Source organism: Kouleothrix sp. 19917, from assembly GCF_057073505.1.
The window spans coordinates 227280-241415 of the sequence record NZ_CP097100.1 but is presented as its reverse complement, the minus strand read 5'-3'; the positions used below and the strand labels follow the sequence as shown (position 1 = coordinate 241415).

The window sequence follows — 14136 nt, the reverse complement described above, 5'->3', positions numbered from 1 at the left end:
CGGCGTCCGTCATCATCCCGCGTATTCTTCCCGCGTAGGCGCTCAGGATCTAGCAGCGCTCCACCTCGACCCCATTCGGCTTGTGGCACATTGTGGCGGTTTCCCCAGCAGGCGGTGCTACCGCCTGGAGGCCCCTACGAGACGGGGAACCCACGAAATCACTGGTGCCGTCGCAGGGTATCGCACCCTGACCTCCTGCTTTTCAGACAGGCGCGCAGACTGTCTACGCCACAACGGCAAGGAATGGAGCCGCAGCAGAGAATTGCACTCTGATTTCCTCGTTACCACGGAGGCGGTCTGCTGTTGACCTACAGCGGCGTATTGTGCTACGCGACCTGGTCGCGCAGCTCGCGAGCTATCTCCTTCCGGCCCGCCTGGCGGGCGCTGGTCTTGCGCGGCTGCTGGGCGCGGCGACGAGCGCGGGCGCGGGTGCAGCCGTAGCGATCCGGCGGGTATTTGTCGTGACCAGGGCAGCAGCCCCGATCGCACCGGCGAACGCCATAGGCTTTCACGGCGATCTCCTGTGTTGATGGTGCGGATCGAGAGGGTCGAACTCTCATGGCCGATTGAATACGGCCGCCAAGCCCTCAACCTGGTGCGTCTGCCTGTTCCGCCAGATCCGCAAGTGGTGCAGGTCGGAGGGGTCGAACCTCCATGAACGCTCACGCGCTCGCCTGGTTCTAAGCCAGGTGCGTCTGCCATTTCGCCAGACCTGCGTTGGTGCCGATAGAGAGAGTTGAACTCTCACGAGGTTGCCCTCACTACGCCCTGAACGTAGCGCGTCTGCCTGTTCCGCCATATCGGCATGGCCCAGCAGTGCGCGGTATCCTATCGTTGGACGATCCGAGCGCCGAAGCACCCGGCCAGGAATTAAACCTGTTTCTCCGCGCTCTGCTGGCAACCACAATTTTTGCTGCCCTCCGCCTGGCGTGGTCGCATCGCCACCTCCGAGCCGGTGGAAAACCCGGCCCGGCGGCGCTGCTGCCAAACAGCGCCGGTTTCCAGGCTGATGACGACGTGGCACCGGCCACGCCCTGCGTCAGGCGATGGTAGCGGGAGTGGGACTTGCACCACACGACCTCCTAGTTATGAGCCCGGCGAGCTGCTGCTGCTCTATCCCGCGTCGATGAGATTGTGGCCCTGCTTCCGCCGCCGCCCGCCAGCGGGCGACCACCGCCAACCCCGGCAGGCATCGGCGCTGATCACGCAGGAGGGGCGCTCCTACGCTCCCAGCACATTTGCCGGCCGGCCGTGCCGCGAGTCAGACGGCCCGATTTCCAACAGTCGGCGTGCGACTCGTCGCCTTGGCCGGCGACGGCTTCCACAGGGCTCATGGTGGCGGAGACCGGGATTGCACCGGCGTCTCGGGCTCATGAAGCCCGCGAGCGTGCTGCTGCTCCACTCCGCGTCAATATGAGACGAACCAGATTGGGCACGGCTGCGACGGCGATGAGCGCCCCCATCGTCGGCCGCGTGGCACCTTGAGCGGCGCCGCGCCCATCGTCCCCCCGTTCGTTAGCTGCTCGTTGCCGCGCGCGAGGCGCCTCGCGCGTGACGGGCGGGAGGATAGCCCTGCACCAGCAGGGTGCCACTTGTCATGGTCGGCCAAGAACGACTCGAACGTTCAACCGGCACTGTATCAGAGTGCTGCTCTCACCAGATTGAGCTATTGGCCGTGGTGGAGCACAAGGGGGTCGAACCCTTGTCGTCCGCTTGCAAGGCGGATGCTCTCCCGTTGAGCTAGTGCCCCAGGTGGGCCACCAGCCGGCCCCTGTGGCTGGCCGTGTGCCCGGTGGTGGGTGTTGGCCGAGTCGAACGGCGGTCATCTCCCCCTCTGTGGGGGTGTTCTCCCCTTAAACTATCCGCCCATACGGGCGAAACGGCATTCCTGGTGCCGTACTGCTCTGGTCGACCTGGCAGGTTCCGCCCCTGCAACCTCCTGGATGTGGACCAGGCGCTCTACTCATTGAGCCACAGGTCGATATGGTGGACCGTAACGGGCTCGAACCGTTATCTCCGCCGTGCGATGGCGGCGTCCTCCCGTTGGACGAACAGCCCATTGGTGGACCTTGCGGGCGACGCTCCCGCTACCTCCGCACTGCCAGCGCGGCGCTCTCCTAATCGTGAGCTAAAGGCCCAAAAATCTACTGTGATGTTCTCCAGAAACCACTGTGATAGTTCGGGGAACGTACGAGTCGCCTCGGCGATGGCCTTGCAGCCGCCGGATTTGCGCCGGTTTCACTGTGCAAGAGTGATGCTCAACTGATGAGCGCGTGTACGCCGATGCTGTGAGAGTACACCATCCCCAATGGAGCCGCCTGTCAGATTTGCACTGACACCCGCCGGGTACAGGCCGGCGACGCTACTGTTACGCCAAAGCGGCAAATGGCGGTGTCGACGAGTGCTGCCCTCGCCCCTGAGCCTTGACAGGGCCCAATGCTTCTGATACACCACGACACCGTATGGCGACCTCAGCAGGAATCCCACCTGCGACCTCCGGCTTCGCAGACCGGCGCTCTTTGTGCTGAGCTATGAGGCCAAAATGGCGACCACACCAGGATTCAAACCTGGGATCTCTGCCTTCGGAGAGCAGCGCTCTGATTCGCTGAGCTATGTGGCCACTGCTGGCGCCCGGCCCCTCCACCGCCGTTGGACGCCGCCCCGCTCCATGCCGGCGCAGGGTTCCCGACCTTCAGGTCGCTGTAAGGTATGGCGCGTGCGGTTGGACTCGAACCAACGCTCTCCAGGTTCGCAACCTGGTGCTTTATCCGTCTAAGCTACGCCCGCAATTGGCGCTCCTGGCTGGGCTCGAACCAGCAACTTCCGTCATTCGCCGGCTATCGGCACCTCGCCTAGCGAAAACCCCGCCGCCCCGCTCGCGATCGGTTTGGCCGAGCTGTCCGGTGCTTTGCCAAAATTAAGCTACAGGACCAAGTGGTCCACGCGCCTGGAGTTGCACCAGATCCTCGACTTTATCAGAGTCTTGCGCTCCTTCTGCGCCACACGTGGATGGTGGAGATGACGGGCGACGCTCCCGTGTCCGCAGTAGCGTGTGCTTTCGCTCGATCACGTCGTCGCCCTAGACTGTGCGCCTTCAGGGCCGGAGCCGCTGCGCGGCCGTGATCCACGCCACCACGTCGAACCTACGCATCCCCAAAGTGCGTCCCAGCTCGCCGGCCGTCCGCCGGCCTCCGTCGCCGCACATCCCCTCGGGGCAGCGGTAGGACGGGCTTCTCATCGCTCGCACCCTGCGAGCTGGAACATTGGCTCCGGGACAGGGACTCGAACCCTAATCGTGCGGGTAACAACCGCGTATCCTACCATTGAACGATCCCGGATCAAGGGCGGATCTGCCACTGTGTTGCATCGCACTTCTCATCGGAACGGGGCAACGCAACGCGGCAGGTCTGCCGCCGCGTCGTCCCGAACAATGAAGCACGGCGCAGCGGCAACAGGTCGCCGCCCATTGGTGCCGGAAGTCAGGCTCGAACTGACCATGCCGCCTCTCGGCGACGGCAGCTTTACAGGCTGCTGGGAGTCCACCCTCCCATCTCCGGCATGTGTGGGGACGGTCCCGGAGCGCCTGCCCCGCCGACGAGCGGCGCCGCAGGTTGCTCGCGCCGGGCCGTCCCAGAAAAAGAAAGGCTCGATTGTTAAGGTGCGGCGGAGCGCTGATCGCTTCGCCTCACGCCGCTGGCAGGGCCGAAGCGCTGCTGTTGGCGAGCCTGGTTGTGGCAGGTCTGGAGGGATTTGCGCCCCCACTTCACGTTTTGGAGACGTGCGTGCTGCTGTTGCACTACAGACCTATGGCTGCGGGACAGGGATTTGAACCCCACCTACCTGATTCAGAGTCAGGCGTTCTACCGCTAAACTATCCCGCATCACCTGAGCTGTGAGCCGGTTCGCCCAGCTCGACGTGCCGCCGCACACGGCACTCATCCCGCTCCTGGATTTACCCGATGAGTCGCACACCGAAGTTTCTCTGGTCGGGGAAGTGGGACTCGAACCCACGACCTCGGCGTCCCGAACGCCGCGCGCTAGCCAGGCTGCGCTACTCCCCGATTGGTATAAAAAACCGCTGCTCCGAGTCCCTTGCGGGTGGCCCGGAGCAGCGGTGGAAGGAACCCACCTGGACACTCCGGGTTATGTCATATCACGCCGCGCCACGAAGGCAATCGACGGCATGGCGACGCTATGCTCGGGGCACTGCCCCAGCTCGCCTGTTGATTGCCATTCGAGATTGCGCGTCAGATACAACACTGAGAACTCCTAAGTAAGTGTGGTCGGGGTACCTGGATTTGAACCAGGGGCCTCCTGCGCCCAAGGCAGGCGCTCCGCCAAGTTGAGCTACACCCCGATGATAACTGGATACAAAAAGCCGCTGCGCCGGATCTGCCTGTGTGGCTGACCCGGCGCAGCGGCCGATCGCGACCGCTGAAAACCGGGTTATGTCACGTATGCCGGGTTGGCGGCCGATGCCGCCAGTAAGGACTTGACCAACGCTTTCAGGCGCCGCAGCGCCCCGTCGGATTGCTGCTTCACGATAGCCATCAGCGACAAAAGATTGGCGTCGCCGCGGAACACTTCCGGCTGAAAGGCCAACGTGCGCGTGGTGGTGATGAGGTCTTCGACCTCAGCCACAGGGCCGCATATGGAAATTTGGCTGGTCACGCTGTGCATTGATCCGAAACTTTCCAATAGAAATCTGGACGCTGTACATATTCTTGACGGTTACTGAGGACATAATACCACGCTAACCGTCAACTTCTCTCCGTCTAAAGTCTGATCTTCCGGGCAATTTTTCTACGACTTTAGATGTATCTTCTGAGCTGTAAAACTCTATACTGAACCTTATAGATACTTTGTGAGCAGTGTGTGTGATAGGCAATACAATCGGTCTTTTTACGGTTGCCGGGGTAGTTGCGGTGTGGTATGCTGCATTTCAATGACTGACTCGCGAGGGATCTATGGCTGCTGGATGGACCGACGAACATGAGGGATTACGTGCGTGCCGCGTCCGCTTGCGCGAGCGCTATCCCGCGCTGACCAGCTCCACACTGGCCAGCGCGCTTGGCTTCCACTCGACCTGGTACTCACGAGTCGAGTCGGGCAAGGCCGGCCTGACGGTCGCCAATTTTGCCCGGCTCGCCGGCGGCGTGCTGGGCCTCCTGGCGGCGACGTACCCCAGCGATGTCTGGACGCTGCATGACCTCATCCGCGACGTTCCCCGGCCTGATCCGCTCCCTCCGCTCCCCTCGCTCCCAACCGAACCGCACACATACACCTGGCATACCGAAGATCTCCGCATAGAGCTGGGGCGCGTCCAAGAGCGGCGCGCCCCGATCGCGATTCCTGAGGTCACCGCCGCAATCGGCCTCCAGCATATGGTCCTCTATGACATCGAAAACGGAAAAAGCCCCGGCAGTATACCAACCCTCCTCAAGCTCTACACCTACTTTAGCCGCCACCTCAACCGCCCGCTCCTGCTCGACGAGATCCTGACCATCGCTCGCTATATCCCCGCAGCTCTAATGCCACTCCTCGACCAACAGCACCTGAGTGTCGCAGCCGGCACATAGTCCTTCCTCCATCCGCCCGCCCAACTGCAATGTTCACTTTGTAAGCGGCGTCATCGGCGCCACAGCCAGGCTATTCACGTATAATAGGCGTCGATCCGATGGCATCATGCTGACGCGTCGCATCGTGATCATGTCTTCTCGCCCGCTGCTGCCGGATACAATAGTGTTATGCCTGAGATTACACGGATGCTTACGGCGCTTGGACCGGACGATGTCCGATTCACAGTCGCCGATCCCTCCAGCGAGCCTCAACTCCGCGCGCTATCGCGCGACGGTCTGCTCCACTGCGCCAATTGCGACCAGCGCGTGCTTTACCGGCACGGAGCGGTTCGCCGCGCCCACTTTGCCCACGCCGGCGACGCGCCGTGCCTCGATCGCTATGGCGAGCCGGATAGTCCTCCGCACCAGGCGATGAAACTCGCCATGTGGCGCTGGCTGTGCGAACGCTACCCTGATGCCTCGGTCGAGATGGAGGTGGTCATTGAAACTGGCCAGCGTGCTGATGTGCTGGCTCGGTGGCCAGGCGGCCAACGCCTCGCCATCGAGGTACAGCTCTCGCCGCTGAGCGCGGCGAGCTGGCTGGAGCGCCACACGCTCTATCAGTCCTGCCAGATACGCGATGTCTGGCTGCTGCACATGCGCTGGCTGCGCGGTATCACAGGTTTCACGCAGCCAACCGACGATGCGTACCTCGCACCGCTCGGCGGTACCGCCCGTCTGGCGAGGCTCGGCGACCTGGAGCGGGCGCTGGCCCGCTACGATCACCAGATTCGCTATCTCGACGTCGAAGACGGCGCTAGGGTGTACTTTCTCACCAACATTGAGGCCGCCGAGGATGATAGCGATGGAGCGGCAGACTATCGAGATGATGTGCCAGGTGCCACGCTGCTGGCGGTACCGCTGGCCGACCCCCGCCTCCGCCTGCGCCGGGGGCGGCTGATCTGGCTGCCGCTGGAGGAAGCGCTGGAGCAGCGTGAACGGGATCGGCAGACCGAGCAGGAGCGTCTCGTACGAGCGGAACAGGACGCGGCCGCTCGCTTGCGCTTTTATCAGCAGCGCACAAGCAGGCAGTTCGACGAACACCGCGCCGCGATGGCCCGGCACCCGGCCTGGCGCCAACTCGTCCGCACTGCTCATCTCGACCCCGACCCAGAGCGGCTGCATCCAGTGTTTGGTGTGATTGTCCCGGGCAGCAACTTAATCCGAATCGACCAGCGGCTGTGGCAGGCACACATTTACTACCGGTTGATTCACAATCAACCGCAGCGCAAACGCGACTCGGTGTGGATAGGCAGCTTCCTCCGGCAGACATTTGGCGACGCCTGCGACCCGAGGCTCAATACCGAGTGGATCAGTGAGTATTTCCTCCAGTACCTCGCGAACCTGGGCATTCTGAAGCGACAGCACCAGCACTACATTGTCGTCAAGAATATCCGGCCCGAATGTCCATGCACGCTGCGAATTGAAGCGTACAAAGCCTTGAACCACTGGCATGCCGACCGGCACCTGGCGCGGTACGTCGTCAAAGACCTCCCGCAGCTCGAACCCGAACAGCTCGTCGGTCCTCCACCTGACGGTCACTTATCGCTCTGGGATCGTCCCTGTCCTTTCCCCTGCGACTGGCGCTCCAGCGACTGATCCCATCACAGCCACAAAACACAAACAGGCTGCCGGCCGAACAATCATCCGCGATCCCGTAACCGCCGTGCGCTGTGCTCCTTCCCTGCAACCACGTTGCCGCCGCGCATCCACACGCTCATCCGGTCCTTCATGCCGAACCAGCGCGGAAGCTCGTACACCTCTTCCAGCTCCCAACTCTCCTCCAGCGCAGCGAAAAACGCCTCGTCGGCGGCCGTCTTCGGGTTCCACTCGCCGATAAAGATCACGCACTGGCCCTGGTACGCCGCGAGCGCATCTGCGGCCATCGGGTCGCCCGGCGGCGGCCAGCACAGAAACAGCGCTCGATCGGAGTGGCGGGCGGCCTGCTCGGGCCCGCCGATGAGCACCTCGGACCAGATCACCCCTACGGCCAGGTCGTTCCGATGAAACTCATTGGAATGGGTGTCGTCCAGCGGCGGATTGGCGTCGAAGGCCAGCACGTCTACGCCGCGCTGGCGGAGAAGGTAGGTCCAGTAACCCGTGCCGGCCCCGATCTCCACGATCGGCGCCCGAGCAGCCAGCAGATCCAGGGCGGTATCGTCGGGGATCGCGTAGGAGTAGCGCACGGTGCCAATCGGCCGGGCGAGCGCCCAGCCAAGAATTTGCATCATCGACGACGCGTCGATCTGCCCGTCGCTTTCTTTGGGGATTGTCAGAGCCGCGAACGCATACTGCTGTGCGAATTGGAGGTACTCATTCATCAGGACGGATGCTCGCTAGTAGCGCACACAGCGCACCGCGACATGAGCAGCGCCCCCGCTGGCGCGGGGGCGCTGCTCGCGACGCGACTCACGCGTCAGATGACGGCCCAATCGTCATTCCTCGTCTTGCTGTCTTTCCACACCAGTCGACGAAAGGTGTGTTGCCGAGCCGATGGCTCTACGGCATACAACAGCGTTTACCGCCCGGGCCATTGGTAGCGCCAACCTAAGTCATCGCATACGGGCTGGCACCGCGGAGGGGTGCGAGGTACTCACCCGCGGACAGTATAGCACGGCCTCGCCGCGCCGTCGAGTTGTCTTATCCAAATATTTCATCCGGCTTACTGAAACTGTTCTGCAAAACTGTCTGGGAATGACCAGAGAGGGGGGCTATCTATTAGTGAGACCTGAAAAAAGGTCTCGCTGTACTCGCAGGCGCGCGGCTTCGGCCGGGCGCCTTTATCGTTGGAGGTCTGAAATGAACCAGAACCATCCCGGCACCGACTCCACCCTTCGCCTGGCGCTGGCGCTCATCATCGTCGGCTTTACCATCGTGCTCGGCGTACTCAGCCTGTTCCACGCGGCGGCCTTCCCCGTCTTCAGCGCGATGCTGACGCCCATGGGCATCGTGTTGGGGTATTACTTTCTCGGAAAGGAGCGGCAACAGTGAGCAGACAATGTGAGTCGACGGAAATAACGAAAACGCCCTCGCCGTAACGCGAGGGCGTTTCTTGTTGGAGTTGGTGGCCTCCCCGTCCAGCTCGGCCCCGTTCCTCAGCGGCCGCGACTTATTTTGAGCCGCGGCCGCTGACGGCCGCCTTGAACTCGCTTCCTGGCGTGAACCGGGCCACGTTCGCCGCGGGGATCGTGATGGCCTCGCGCGTGCGGATGTTGGTTCCCTGGCGCTCCGCGCGTGTCGATCGCCTGAACGTGCCAAAGCCCGTCAGAGTTACGTTCTGCCCGCTCGCGACCTGCTCCTGGATGGCCTTGAGCGTCGCGTCGATCACAGCGCCGACCTGCTGCTGCGAGAGGCCCGAAACGCGGCCGGCGACATCCTTGACCAGCGTCTGCTTGCCGTAGATAGCCTTGGTTTCGTTCTGCTCGGTCATCCTTGACACCTCCATATTATTCATGCCCGCTCTGGTGCGGCTTCTTGGCAGAAATCATACCACCAGGTGTCAAGCGTTGGCAATGTGCGTGGTGTGCGAGGCATGCGCATTGCGGGTTCCGGCAGGCCAGAGTGCGAGAAGCGCGGCGAGCCAAGCGCGCTGGAGGGGAAAGAGTAGCGCTGAAATGGGACGACGGCGGGAGAAGGCAATTGCCTTCTCCCGCCGTCGACGCTCGCAGGCTGACGCCCACCTATAGCCTAGCATGGCGCTCGGCGCAAGCCAAGTGGCCGTTTGTCCTCTTAATCGTGGTACCTCACGCCACGCCCGGCGGGTCAGTGTTCGGTGGCGTCCCACCAACCAGCATCGCGGTTCCGGCACCCGGGCGCTCCAGCTCAATGGCGCGTAAAAACGCCGCCGACGCCAGCGAGCGGTCGCGCAAGAACGCCGCGTACATCGACTGCCAGCGCTCGGCCAGCGCCACCTCGTCGAGCCGTCGCAGCTCGGCCTGCGCGCGCGCGACGGCGCGCCGCTCGCGGTCAAACGCGCCCAGCGGGACTGCCGCGAGCACGACCAGACTGGCGACAATCACCGCCAGGCTCGCGACAAACTGCCAGAGCGCGCCGGCAATGAAGGCCAACGCCGCTCCGAACAGCAGGCAGCCGATCGCAGCAGCGTAGATGTGCTGCCGGCGCTGGCGCTGCCAGAAGCTCAGCAGGTCGAATAGCGAAACAGTAGGCTGCACCGGCTGCATGACATCCTCCAAAACACGGCCGCAGCGCCGCGGCGGCTTGCCTTACGCGGCCAAAGCGTGCGCTTCTACCGCCCTCAGGCCATCCAGAACCGCCTGGCGCAGCGCGGGGTCGTCGATGGGCGCGGCCAGCGCCTGGCGTGCTTTTGCCTTGGCACGCTCGTCGTCGTCAAATGCGTCGCGGACAACCGCCAGCGCCAGCGGCAGCAGCGCCGTGGGCATATTGGCCGCGTGACGGCAGACCAGCCGGCAGCAGTGCTCTGGCGGGAGGACATCGCTGACCTGGAGGATCGACAGCAGATCGTCCCAGGTCGCTTGCTGCTCCGGCTCCGGGACGATCGGCCCAAGCGCGCCGGCCACGCTGGCGGCCAGTTCCTGCACGCGCGGCCAGAGCGCGTCGAGGAGTGCCGTACGGTCGGCGGGAACGCCCAGGCGCGCCGCCAGGCTCGCGATCGCCGTATCGTCGACGACAAGCAGCACCTCGCCCGCACCGGTCATGAATGCGCGCACCGGCGGGCCAACTTCTTCACGCAGCGCGTCGCACAGCGCCCTGCTTGCGATTTGCGGACTAACCATGGTAAACATCTTCTCCATTCGCGTTGAACATGGCGAAGGCGCGCCGGCGGGACCGGGACGGCGTAACCGCCGGCATCCCAGTGCCATTGTGCTTCCAGCCGCTCTGCATGGGCAGCAGGCCATTCGCCACAGAGAAAGTATAGCGCCCGGCGGGTGGAGCAAAAGACGGAGGTCGATCGCAACTTGGTAGCAGATCGGCTGCGCGTGTATCGCGGTGTGGGCGCGGCCCGGGGTCAGTGGGCCGCGCCGGCGGGATCGGGAGTGACGTCGTCGACGTCCGCGCCGGCCTCGGCGAGGAGCGCGCGCCCCAAGCGGCGCGTTGGTTAGCAGGACAAAGCGGTTGGTGAAGTGATTGGCGGCTACGGCATTGGCCCAGATAAGTCGCCCGTAGGCCAGCAGCGCGGCCGGCGGCTGCCAGCCGGGCGCCACGCTGCCGCGGATACACCAGCCATACAGAACCCGGCGGTCGGCATCCCCGACCCAGTCGGCAGTGTCGATCGCTGACTGCCACGGTGGTCGAACGTCGAGATAGCCGGTCATCGTCATGCCGATCCCCGCATCCTCAACCGCATCCGCGCGCACCACGGCGACGGCAGGGTTCCCGCCGCCGCTCTCCCCCATCACGAGAAGAAAGCCGGTCAAGGGCTCCTGGCTGGCTTGCAGGCGCTCGGCGACGGCGATGTAGAACGCGAGCTGGTCGCGCCGCGCGCGACCGCGCGCCTGGACTGCCTGGTGCTGGCTGAGGTCGGGCGAATCTTCAACCGCCTCGGCCCGCCTGATCGCTTCGTCCAGCTCGTCGTGCTCCAGGCGCCAGCGGCGCAGGGTTTCCGTGAGATACATGAGGTGCCCTCCAAAATCGCGCCGCGACGGCGCTATCAGGGGTGTGAGTAGCAGCGGAGCAAGGAATCCGGTTAAACGATCACGTATACAGCGTTCTTCTCCTCGTACTGCTTATAGTCTTCTCGACCCCTGTCTTCCAGATCCAGCCATCACGGCGCGCCGTGACTCCTCACCAGCGAAACCCCTCCATGGGAGGGTTTCTCAGGAACGCCCTTGGAACGTGCTCCGAACAGTTGGCCATTTTCCATTTTCGTTCACGAAGGGTTACTTTCCGCATCTGTATCACGAACTGAGCTAGAGACGATCTCGTTTATCACCATTCTCTGTTCTGCTGCTACTCACACCCCTATCAGCCCTGTTGAGCCGGCAGAAAGCCCAAGCCGAGCACACAATCGACAAGATACCCCAGTGTCGCCTCGTCGTCGGGAAGACGCGTGAGCGGCCCATCGGATGCCTGCCGGACCGCCTCTTGGAGCGCCGGCACGATCGCCGCGCGGCGAGCCGCAAGCGGCGCGAACACATCGGCCAGGTCCGGGCGATCGGCGAGGACGGCGCGCGCGACGCCGCGCACCGCATCCAGCACCGTGTCGTCGTGGACAAGCTGCTCCCACGCGCCGCCGCCGGCCGCGTTGGGCGCGACAACCCCCGCGGCGCGCAACTCGTCCCAGATACGGTTCACGGTATCGGCTGGCACGCGGGCCCAGTCGATCTTGGCGAGCAGCCGGTCCTGCTTCTCGCGGCGCCGCGCCGCCGCAAACACGGGGTCGATCACCTCGTAGCGCGCGACCAGCTCGTCCGTCAGGCGCTCGATCCGCTCCTGGCGCTGCTCAACCGTGCCGTTCATACGCCTGAGATCCTTGCTGAAGCGCGAGCCATCGCGGAGCACAACCTGGCCCGATGGAGTGACGCTCTCCACCTGCCCAACGCGCATGCTGGTGTCGGTGATGATGCCGACCAACTGACCTCGCACAAAAGAAACAGCGCTCATGCCGTAACCTCCTGCGCCACAGTCACGTCCGGCGCAGCCGCTGGCGTCGCCGGAAGATCGTCCGCCAGCGGAGCGATCTGGTCCAGCAGCGCCTGCGCGCGATCGCGGTAGGCGCGCAGCTCGGCCGCGACATCCTGCGGCCGTGTCTCGATCATACTAGCAACATGGTGGAACAGACTGCGATGCACGGCGTCGCCCGGGCGCGTGTCCGGGGCGACAAAAATTCGCCAGAGCCGCGCGGTCTCGGCCGCCTGGTCGACGAGCGCGACGATCTCAGCACGCGACGCCAGATGGCGCTCGGACGCGCGGGCATACTCGACGATCGCGTCGACACGCCGGAGAAAAGGTGCCACCCAGGCGAGATCGTCCCAGGCAGGCACACCATGTGGCGGAACTTTTTGCGTTTGTGGGACGAGTGAGACCAGGTAGCGCGTGAGCAGATCTTGCCCTGGAGAGAAGCTGATAGCCAGGTCGATCGGGTCCGGCTGAGCAGCCAGCCACGCTTTCACCGCCGTGCGGTCGGCGAGTGCGAACAGCCAGGCGCGCGCACCTGGGCCGCTGACATGACGAAAGTCGGCAGGTTCCTGGAGGTGAGCCGCACGGCACAGATCGTCCAGCAGGCTATCGGCCAGCTCAGGGATGGTGGGGGAACGTTTCGGCATTGGCGTTACTCCGGCGGTGTGCTGCGCAGCGCCGCCTGATCATAGGCAATGGACCACAATCGACCGTCAGGCCCAGGAAACGTGTACCAGGCCGCCCACGCGTCACCCTCGCAACGCGCGACGAGCTGCGCATCGATCGCAAGCGGCTCCGGGAGCGTTTCGCCTCGGAGGGCTCATCGCCCACTGTACAGACCACGCCGGCCGCGACCGCGATTGCCACGGCACCAACGACGACCGCGGCCTCCAACGGCACCTCGCCAAACCCACCGGTATCGCAAAAGTGGAACATCGGCCGCAGTGCAGCACGCACGCGCACATACACGACCTGCGCGTCGCGCTCGACATCACTCTGGTAATGATAGAGCGCGCCGGTGTTCAGGTGGTGGATCTGTGTTCGCGCTGGGATGCGGATGCGCAGATGCGGCGCCGTGGCGTCATAGGTGCTGATCATCAGCCAACTCCTCAGTACCGGTCACCGGCCAGAGAGGGCAGGTCGAGTATCAGGCCCTGCACATGCGCCAGCGCCTGATAGGCGTCGAGCTGCTCCTCGGCCGTCGCCGCCACATCCGCCTCCGCGCGGAGCTGCGCGCGGATGGCCGCAAGCTGCCCACAAGCATCGTCACGATACGGCGCCCAGGCCGCGGTATCCTCGCCGGCTGCCGTATGCGCCTGCATCGCCGCGGCGGCAATTCGATCGGCCTGCACGACATACCCGGCAATCGTCGGCGGAGTTGCCAGCGTGACATCACCAAGGGTGATCGCCTGCACGCCCAGATCGGCGAAGTTCTGGACCACCGCGCCCATCAGCGCGTCAATCTGGTCCTGCCAGCGCGCGGCCTCCTCGGCCTGTGTCCGGCCCAGGCCGTCCTCGGCGTAGAGCCGCATCAGGTAGTCCTCGGCCACCAGCGAACCATCTTCGTCAGCAAAGCCGTGCTCCGGGTCATACTCGGCCCAGGCGCCGCCGCTCACCGAGATGATGCACAGACGCTGCCTTTCATTCACGCGGCGCTTACGCATCCGGCGCCCGCCTGGCCGGGATGGCACGTAGTCCGACCATTGTAAATACAATATGGCCTCGCCGGCAAACATGGTCTGCGGCTGCGGCTCGTACAGGCGCACCAGCTCGACGTGGCAGCACACTCGCTCCTGGCCCTGCCACCTGGTGAGGATCTGGGAGCGCGAGAGCTGGCGGTAGTGAGCGGGGATGCCGGTTGATTGCATTGGAGAGCCTCTAGCGATGTCACATATTTATGCCGATAATAATATCATGTTAT

At 64.1% G+C, this 14136-nt stretch carries 12 protein-coding genes and 24 tRNA genes; 3 read left to right on the top strand and 33 right to left on the bottom strand.

Annotated elements, in window-relative coordinates:
• Window positions 1-162 precede the first annotated feature (162 nt).
• The 25 genes from M1P90_RS35995 to M1P90_RS35875 all read right to left on the bottom strand — a co-directional run bounded on the left by M1P90_RS35995 (window position 163) and on the right by M1P90_RS35875 (window position 4641).
• Window positions 163-238 (bottom strand) — tRNA-Phe (locus tag M1P90_RS35995).
• Window positions 239-244: 6 nt separating this feature from the next.
• Window positions 245-318: transfer RNA gene (locus tag M1P90_RS35990), tRNA-Thr, on the bottom strand.
• 212 nt (window positions 319-530) lie between these two features.
• Window positions 531-623 (bottom strand) — tRNA-Leu (locus M1P90_RS35985).
• A 3-nt stretch (window positions 624-626) separates the two neighbouring features.
• Window positions 627-716 (bottom strand) — tRNA-Leu (locus M1P90_RS35980).
• Between the two features lie 2 nt (window positions 717-718).
• Window positions 719-805 (bottom strand) — tRNA-Leu (locus M1P90_RS35975).
• 242 nt (window positions 806-1047) lie between these two features.
• Window positions 1048-1123, bottom strand: a tRNA-Met gene (locus tag M1P90_RS35970).
• Window positions 1124-1333: 210 nt separating this feature from the next.
• Window positions 1334-1408: transfer RNA gene (locus tag M1P90_RS35965), tRNA-Met, on the bottom strand.
• A 190-nt stretch (window positions 1409-1598) separates the two neighbouring features.
• Window positions 1599-1676 (bottom strand) — tRNA-Ile (locus M1P90_RS35960).
• Window positions 1677-1750 (bottom strand) — tRNA-Ala (locus M1P90_RS35955).
• 155 nt (window positions 1751-1905) lie between these two features.
• Window positions 1906-1981 (bottom strand) — tRNA-Val (locus M1P90_RS35950).
• Window positions 1982-1984: 3 nt separating this feature from the next.
• Window positions 1985-2058 (bottom strand) — tRNA-Ala (locus M1P90_RS35945).
• A gap of 2 nt (window positions 2059-2060) precedes the next feature.
• A tRNA-Ala gene (locus M1P90_RS35940) sits at window positions 2061-2138 on the bottom strand.
• 171 nt (window positions 2139-2309) lie between these two features.
• Window positions 2310-2383: transfer RNA gene (locus tag M1P90_RS35935), tRNA-Thr, on the bottom strand.
• Between the two features lie 80 nt (window positions 2384-2463).
• Window positions 2464-2539 (bottom strand) — tRNA-Arg (locus tag M1P90_RS35930).
• 4 nt (window positions 2540-2543) lie between these two features.
• Window positions 2544-2620, bottom strand: a tRNA-Arg gene (locus M1P90_RS35925).
• A gap of 90 nt (window positions 2621-2710) precedes the next feature.
• Window positions 2711-2787 (bottom strand) — tRNA-Arg (locus M1P90_RS35920).
• A gap of 3 nt (window positions 2788-2790) precedes the next feature.
• Window positions 2791-2932: transfer RNA gene (locus M1P90_RS35915), tRNA-OTHER, on the bottom strand.
• Between the two features lie 3 nt (window positions 2933-2935).
• Window positions 2936-3009: transfer RNA gene (locus tag M1P90_RS35910), tRNA-Ile, on the bottom strand.
• A 255-nt stretch (window positions 3010-3264) separates the two neighbouring features.
• Window positions 3265-3338: transfer RNA gene (locus M1P90_RS35905), tRNA-Asn, on the bottom strand.
• A gap of 129 nt (window positions 3339-3467) precedes the next feature.
• A tRNA-Tyr gene (locus M1P90_RS35900) sits at window positions 3468-3558 on the bottom strand.
• A gap of 174 nt (window positions 3559-3732) precedes the next feature.
• Window positions 3733-3806 (bottom strand) — tRNA-Trp (locus M1P90_RS35895).
• A gap of 1 nt (window position 3807) precedes the next feature.
• Window positions 3808-3881: transfer RNA gene (locus M1P90_RS35890), tRNA-Gln, on the bottom strand.
• Between the two features lie 102 nt (window positions 3882-3983).
• Window positions 3984-4061 (bottom strand) — tRNA-Pro (locus M1P90_RS35885).
• Window positions 4062-4280: 219 nt separating this feature from the next.
• A tRNA-Pro gene (locus M1P90_RS35880) sits at window positions 4281-4357 on the bottom strand.
• An 89-nt stretch (window positions 4358-4446) separates the two neighbouring features.
• Window positions 4447-4641: a hypothetical protein gene (locus M1P90_RS35875; protein WP_483705890.1), complete on the bottom strand. Its 195-nt coding sequence runs from the start codon at window positions 4639-4641 to the stop codon at window positions 4447-4449.
• A gap of 326 nt (window positions 4642-4967) precedes the next feature.
• Here M1P90_RS35875 and M1P90_RS35870 point away from each other — a divergent pair, with 326 nt between their 5' ends.
• Both M1P90_RS35870 and M1P90_RS35865 read left to right on the top strand, forming a co-directional pair.
• Window positions 4968-5579, top strand: a complete 612-nt coding sequence (locus tag M1P90_RS35870) for a hypothetical protein (protein ID WP_483705888.1) — start codon at window positions 4968-4970, stop codon at window positions 5577-5579.
• 168 nt (window positions 5580-5747) lie between these two features.
• A complete protein-coding gene (locus tag M1P90_RS35865; RefSeq protein ID WP_483705886.1) occupies window positions 5748-7217 on the top strand; it encodes a competence protein CoiA in 1470 nt (489 codons plus the stop codon).
• A 44-nt stretch (window positions 7218-7261) separates the two neighbouring features.
• On the opposite strand, the gene M1P90_RS35860 is transcribed toward M1P90_RS35865, so the two are convergent.
• Window positions 7262-7939 carry a hypothetical protein gene (locus tag M1P90_RS35860; RefSeq protein WP_483705884.1) on the bottom strand — a complete coding sequence of 226 codons (678 nt, stop codon included), beginning with the start codon at window positions 7937-7939 and terminating at the stop codon, window positions 7262-7264.
• A gap of 478 nt (window positions 7940-8417) precedes the next feature.
• On the opposite strand from M1P90_RS35860, the gene M1P90_RS35855 reads away from it, so the two are divergent.
• The gene (locus tag M1P90_RS35855; protein ID WP_483705883.1) at window positions 8418-8609 is read left to right on the top strand and encodes a hypothetical protein; all 192 of its coding nucleotides are present in this window, start codon (window positions 8418-8420) and stop codon (window positions 8607-8609) included.
• 118 nt (window positions 8610-8727) lie between these two features.
• Here the strand turns inward: M1P90_RS35855 and M1P90_RS35850 are convergent, their stop codons facing one another.
• From M1P90_RS35850 to M1P90_RS35820, 7 genes are all read right to left on the bottom strand, one after another.
• Window positions 8728-9048, bottom strand: a complete 321-nt coding sequence (locus M1P90_RS35850) for an HU family DNA-binding protein (RefSeq protein ID WP_483705881.1) — start codon at window positions 9046-9048, stop codon at window positions 8728-8730.
• A 313-nt stretch (window positions 9049-9361) separates the two neighbouring features.
• A complete protein-coding gene (locus M1P90_RS35845; RefSeq protein WP_483705879.1) occupies window positions 9362-9799 on the bottom strand; it encodes a hypothetical protein in 438 nt (145 codons plus the stop codon).
• Window positions 9800-9841: 42 nt separating this feature from the next.
• Entirely contained in the window at window positions 9842-11212 is a 1371-nt protein-coding gene (locus tag M1P90_RS35840) for a hypothetical protein (protein ID WP_483705877.1), read from the bottom strand.
• A 349-nt stretch (window positions 11213-11561) separates the two neighbouring features.
• Window positions 11562-12200, bottom strand: a complete 639-nt coding sequence (locus tag M1P90_RS35835; RefSeq protein WP_483705876.1) for a hypothetical protein — start codon at window positions 12198-12200, stop codon at window positions 11562-11564.
• Window positions 12197-12862, bottom strand: a complete 666-nt coding sequence (locus M1P90_RS35830) for a hypothetical protein (protein WP_483705874.1) — start codon at window positions 12860-12862, stop codon at window positions 12197-12199. Before M1P90_RS35830 ends, M1P90_RS35835 begins: the two co-directional genes overlap by 4 nt.
• Window positions 12834-13313, bottom strand: coding sequence for a hypothetical protein (locus M1P90_RS35825; RefSeq protein ID WP_483705872.1), 480 nt, complete (start codon window positions 13311-13313; stop codon window positions 12834-12836). The genes M1P90_RS35830 and M1P90_RS35825 overlap by 29 nt, the downstream gene beginning before the upstream one ends.
• 11 nt (window positions 13314-13324) lie before the next feature.
• Window positions 13325-14083 carry a hypothetical protein gene (locus M1P90_RS35820; RefSeq protein WP_483705870.1) on the bottom strand — a complete coding sequence of 253 codons (759 nt, stop codon included), beginning with the start codon at window positions 14081-14083 and terminating at the stop codon, window positions 13325-13327.
• Window positions 14084-14136 lie beyond the last annotated feature (53 nt).

Bases quoted from the DNA above. Each gene is read 5' to 3' on its own strand.
- M1P90_RS35870 (WP_483705888.1), top strand. From the start codon at position 4,968: ATGGCTGCTGGATGGACCGACGAACATGAGGGATTACGTGCGTGCCGC.
- M1P90_RS35865 (WP_483705886.1), top strand. From the start codon at position 5,748: ATGCCTGAGATTACACGGATGCTTACGGCGCTTGGACCGGACGATGTC.
- M1P90_RS35860 (WP_483705884.1), bottom strand. From the start codon at position 7,939: ATGAATGAGTACCTCCAATTCGCACAGCAGTATGCGTTCGCGGCTCTG.
- M1P90_RS35855 (WP_483705883.1), top strand. From the start codon at position 8,418: ATGAACCAGAACCATCCCGGCACCGACTCCACCCTTCGCCTGGCGCTG.
- M1P90_RS35850 (WP_483705881.1), bottom strand. From the start codon at position 9,048: ATGACCGAGCAGAACGAAACCAAGGCTATCTACGGCAAGCAGACGCTG.
- M1P90_RS35845 (WP_483705879.1), bottom strand. From the start codon at position 9,799: ATGCAGCCGGTGCAGCCTACTGTTTCGCTATTCGACCTGCTGAGCTTC.
- M1P90_RS35840 (WP_483705877.1), bottom strand. From the start codon at position 11,212: ATGTATCTCACGGAAACCCTGCGCCGCTGGCGCCTGGAGCACGACGAG.
- M1P90_RS35835 (WP_483705876.1), bottom strand. From the start codon at position 12,200: ATGAGCGCTGTTTCTTTTGTGCGAGGTCAGTTGGTCGGCATCATCACC.
- M1P90_RS35830 (WP_483705874.1), bottom strand. From the start codon at position 12,862: ATGCCGAAACGTTCCCCCACCATCCCTGAGCTGGCCGATAGCCTGCTG.
- M1P90_RS35825 (WP_483705872.1), bottom strand. From the start codon at position 13,313: ATGATCAGCACCTATGACGCCACGGCGCCGCATCTGCGCATCCGCATC.
- M1P90_RS35820 (WP_483705870.1), bottom strand. From the start codon at position 14,083: ATGCAATCAACCGGCATCCCCGCTCACTACCGCCAGCTCTCGCGCTCC.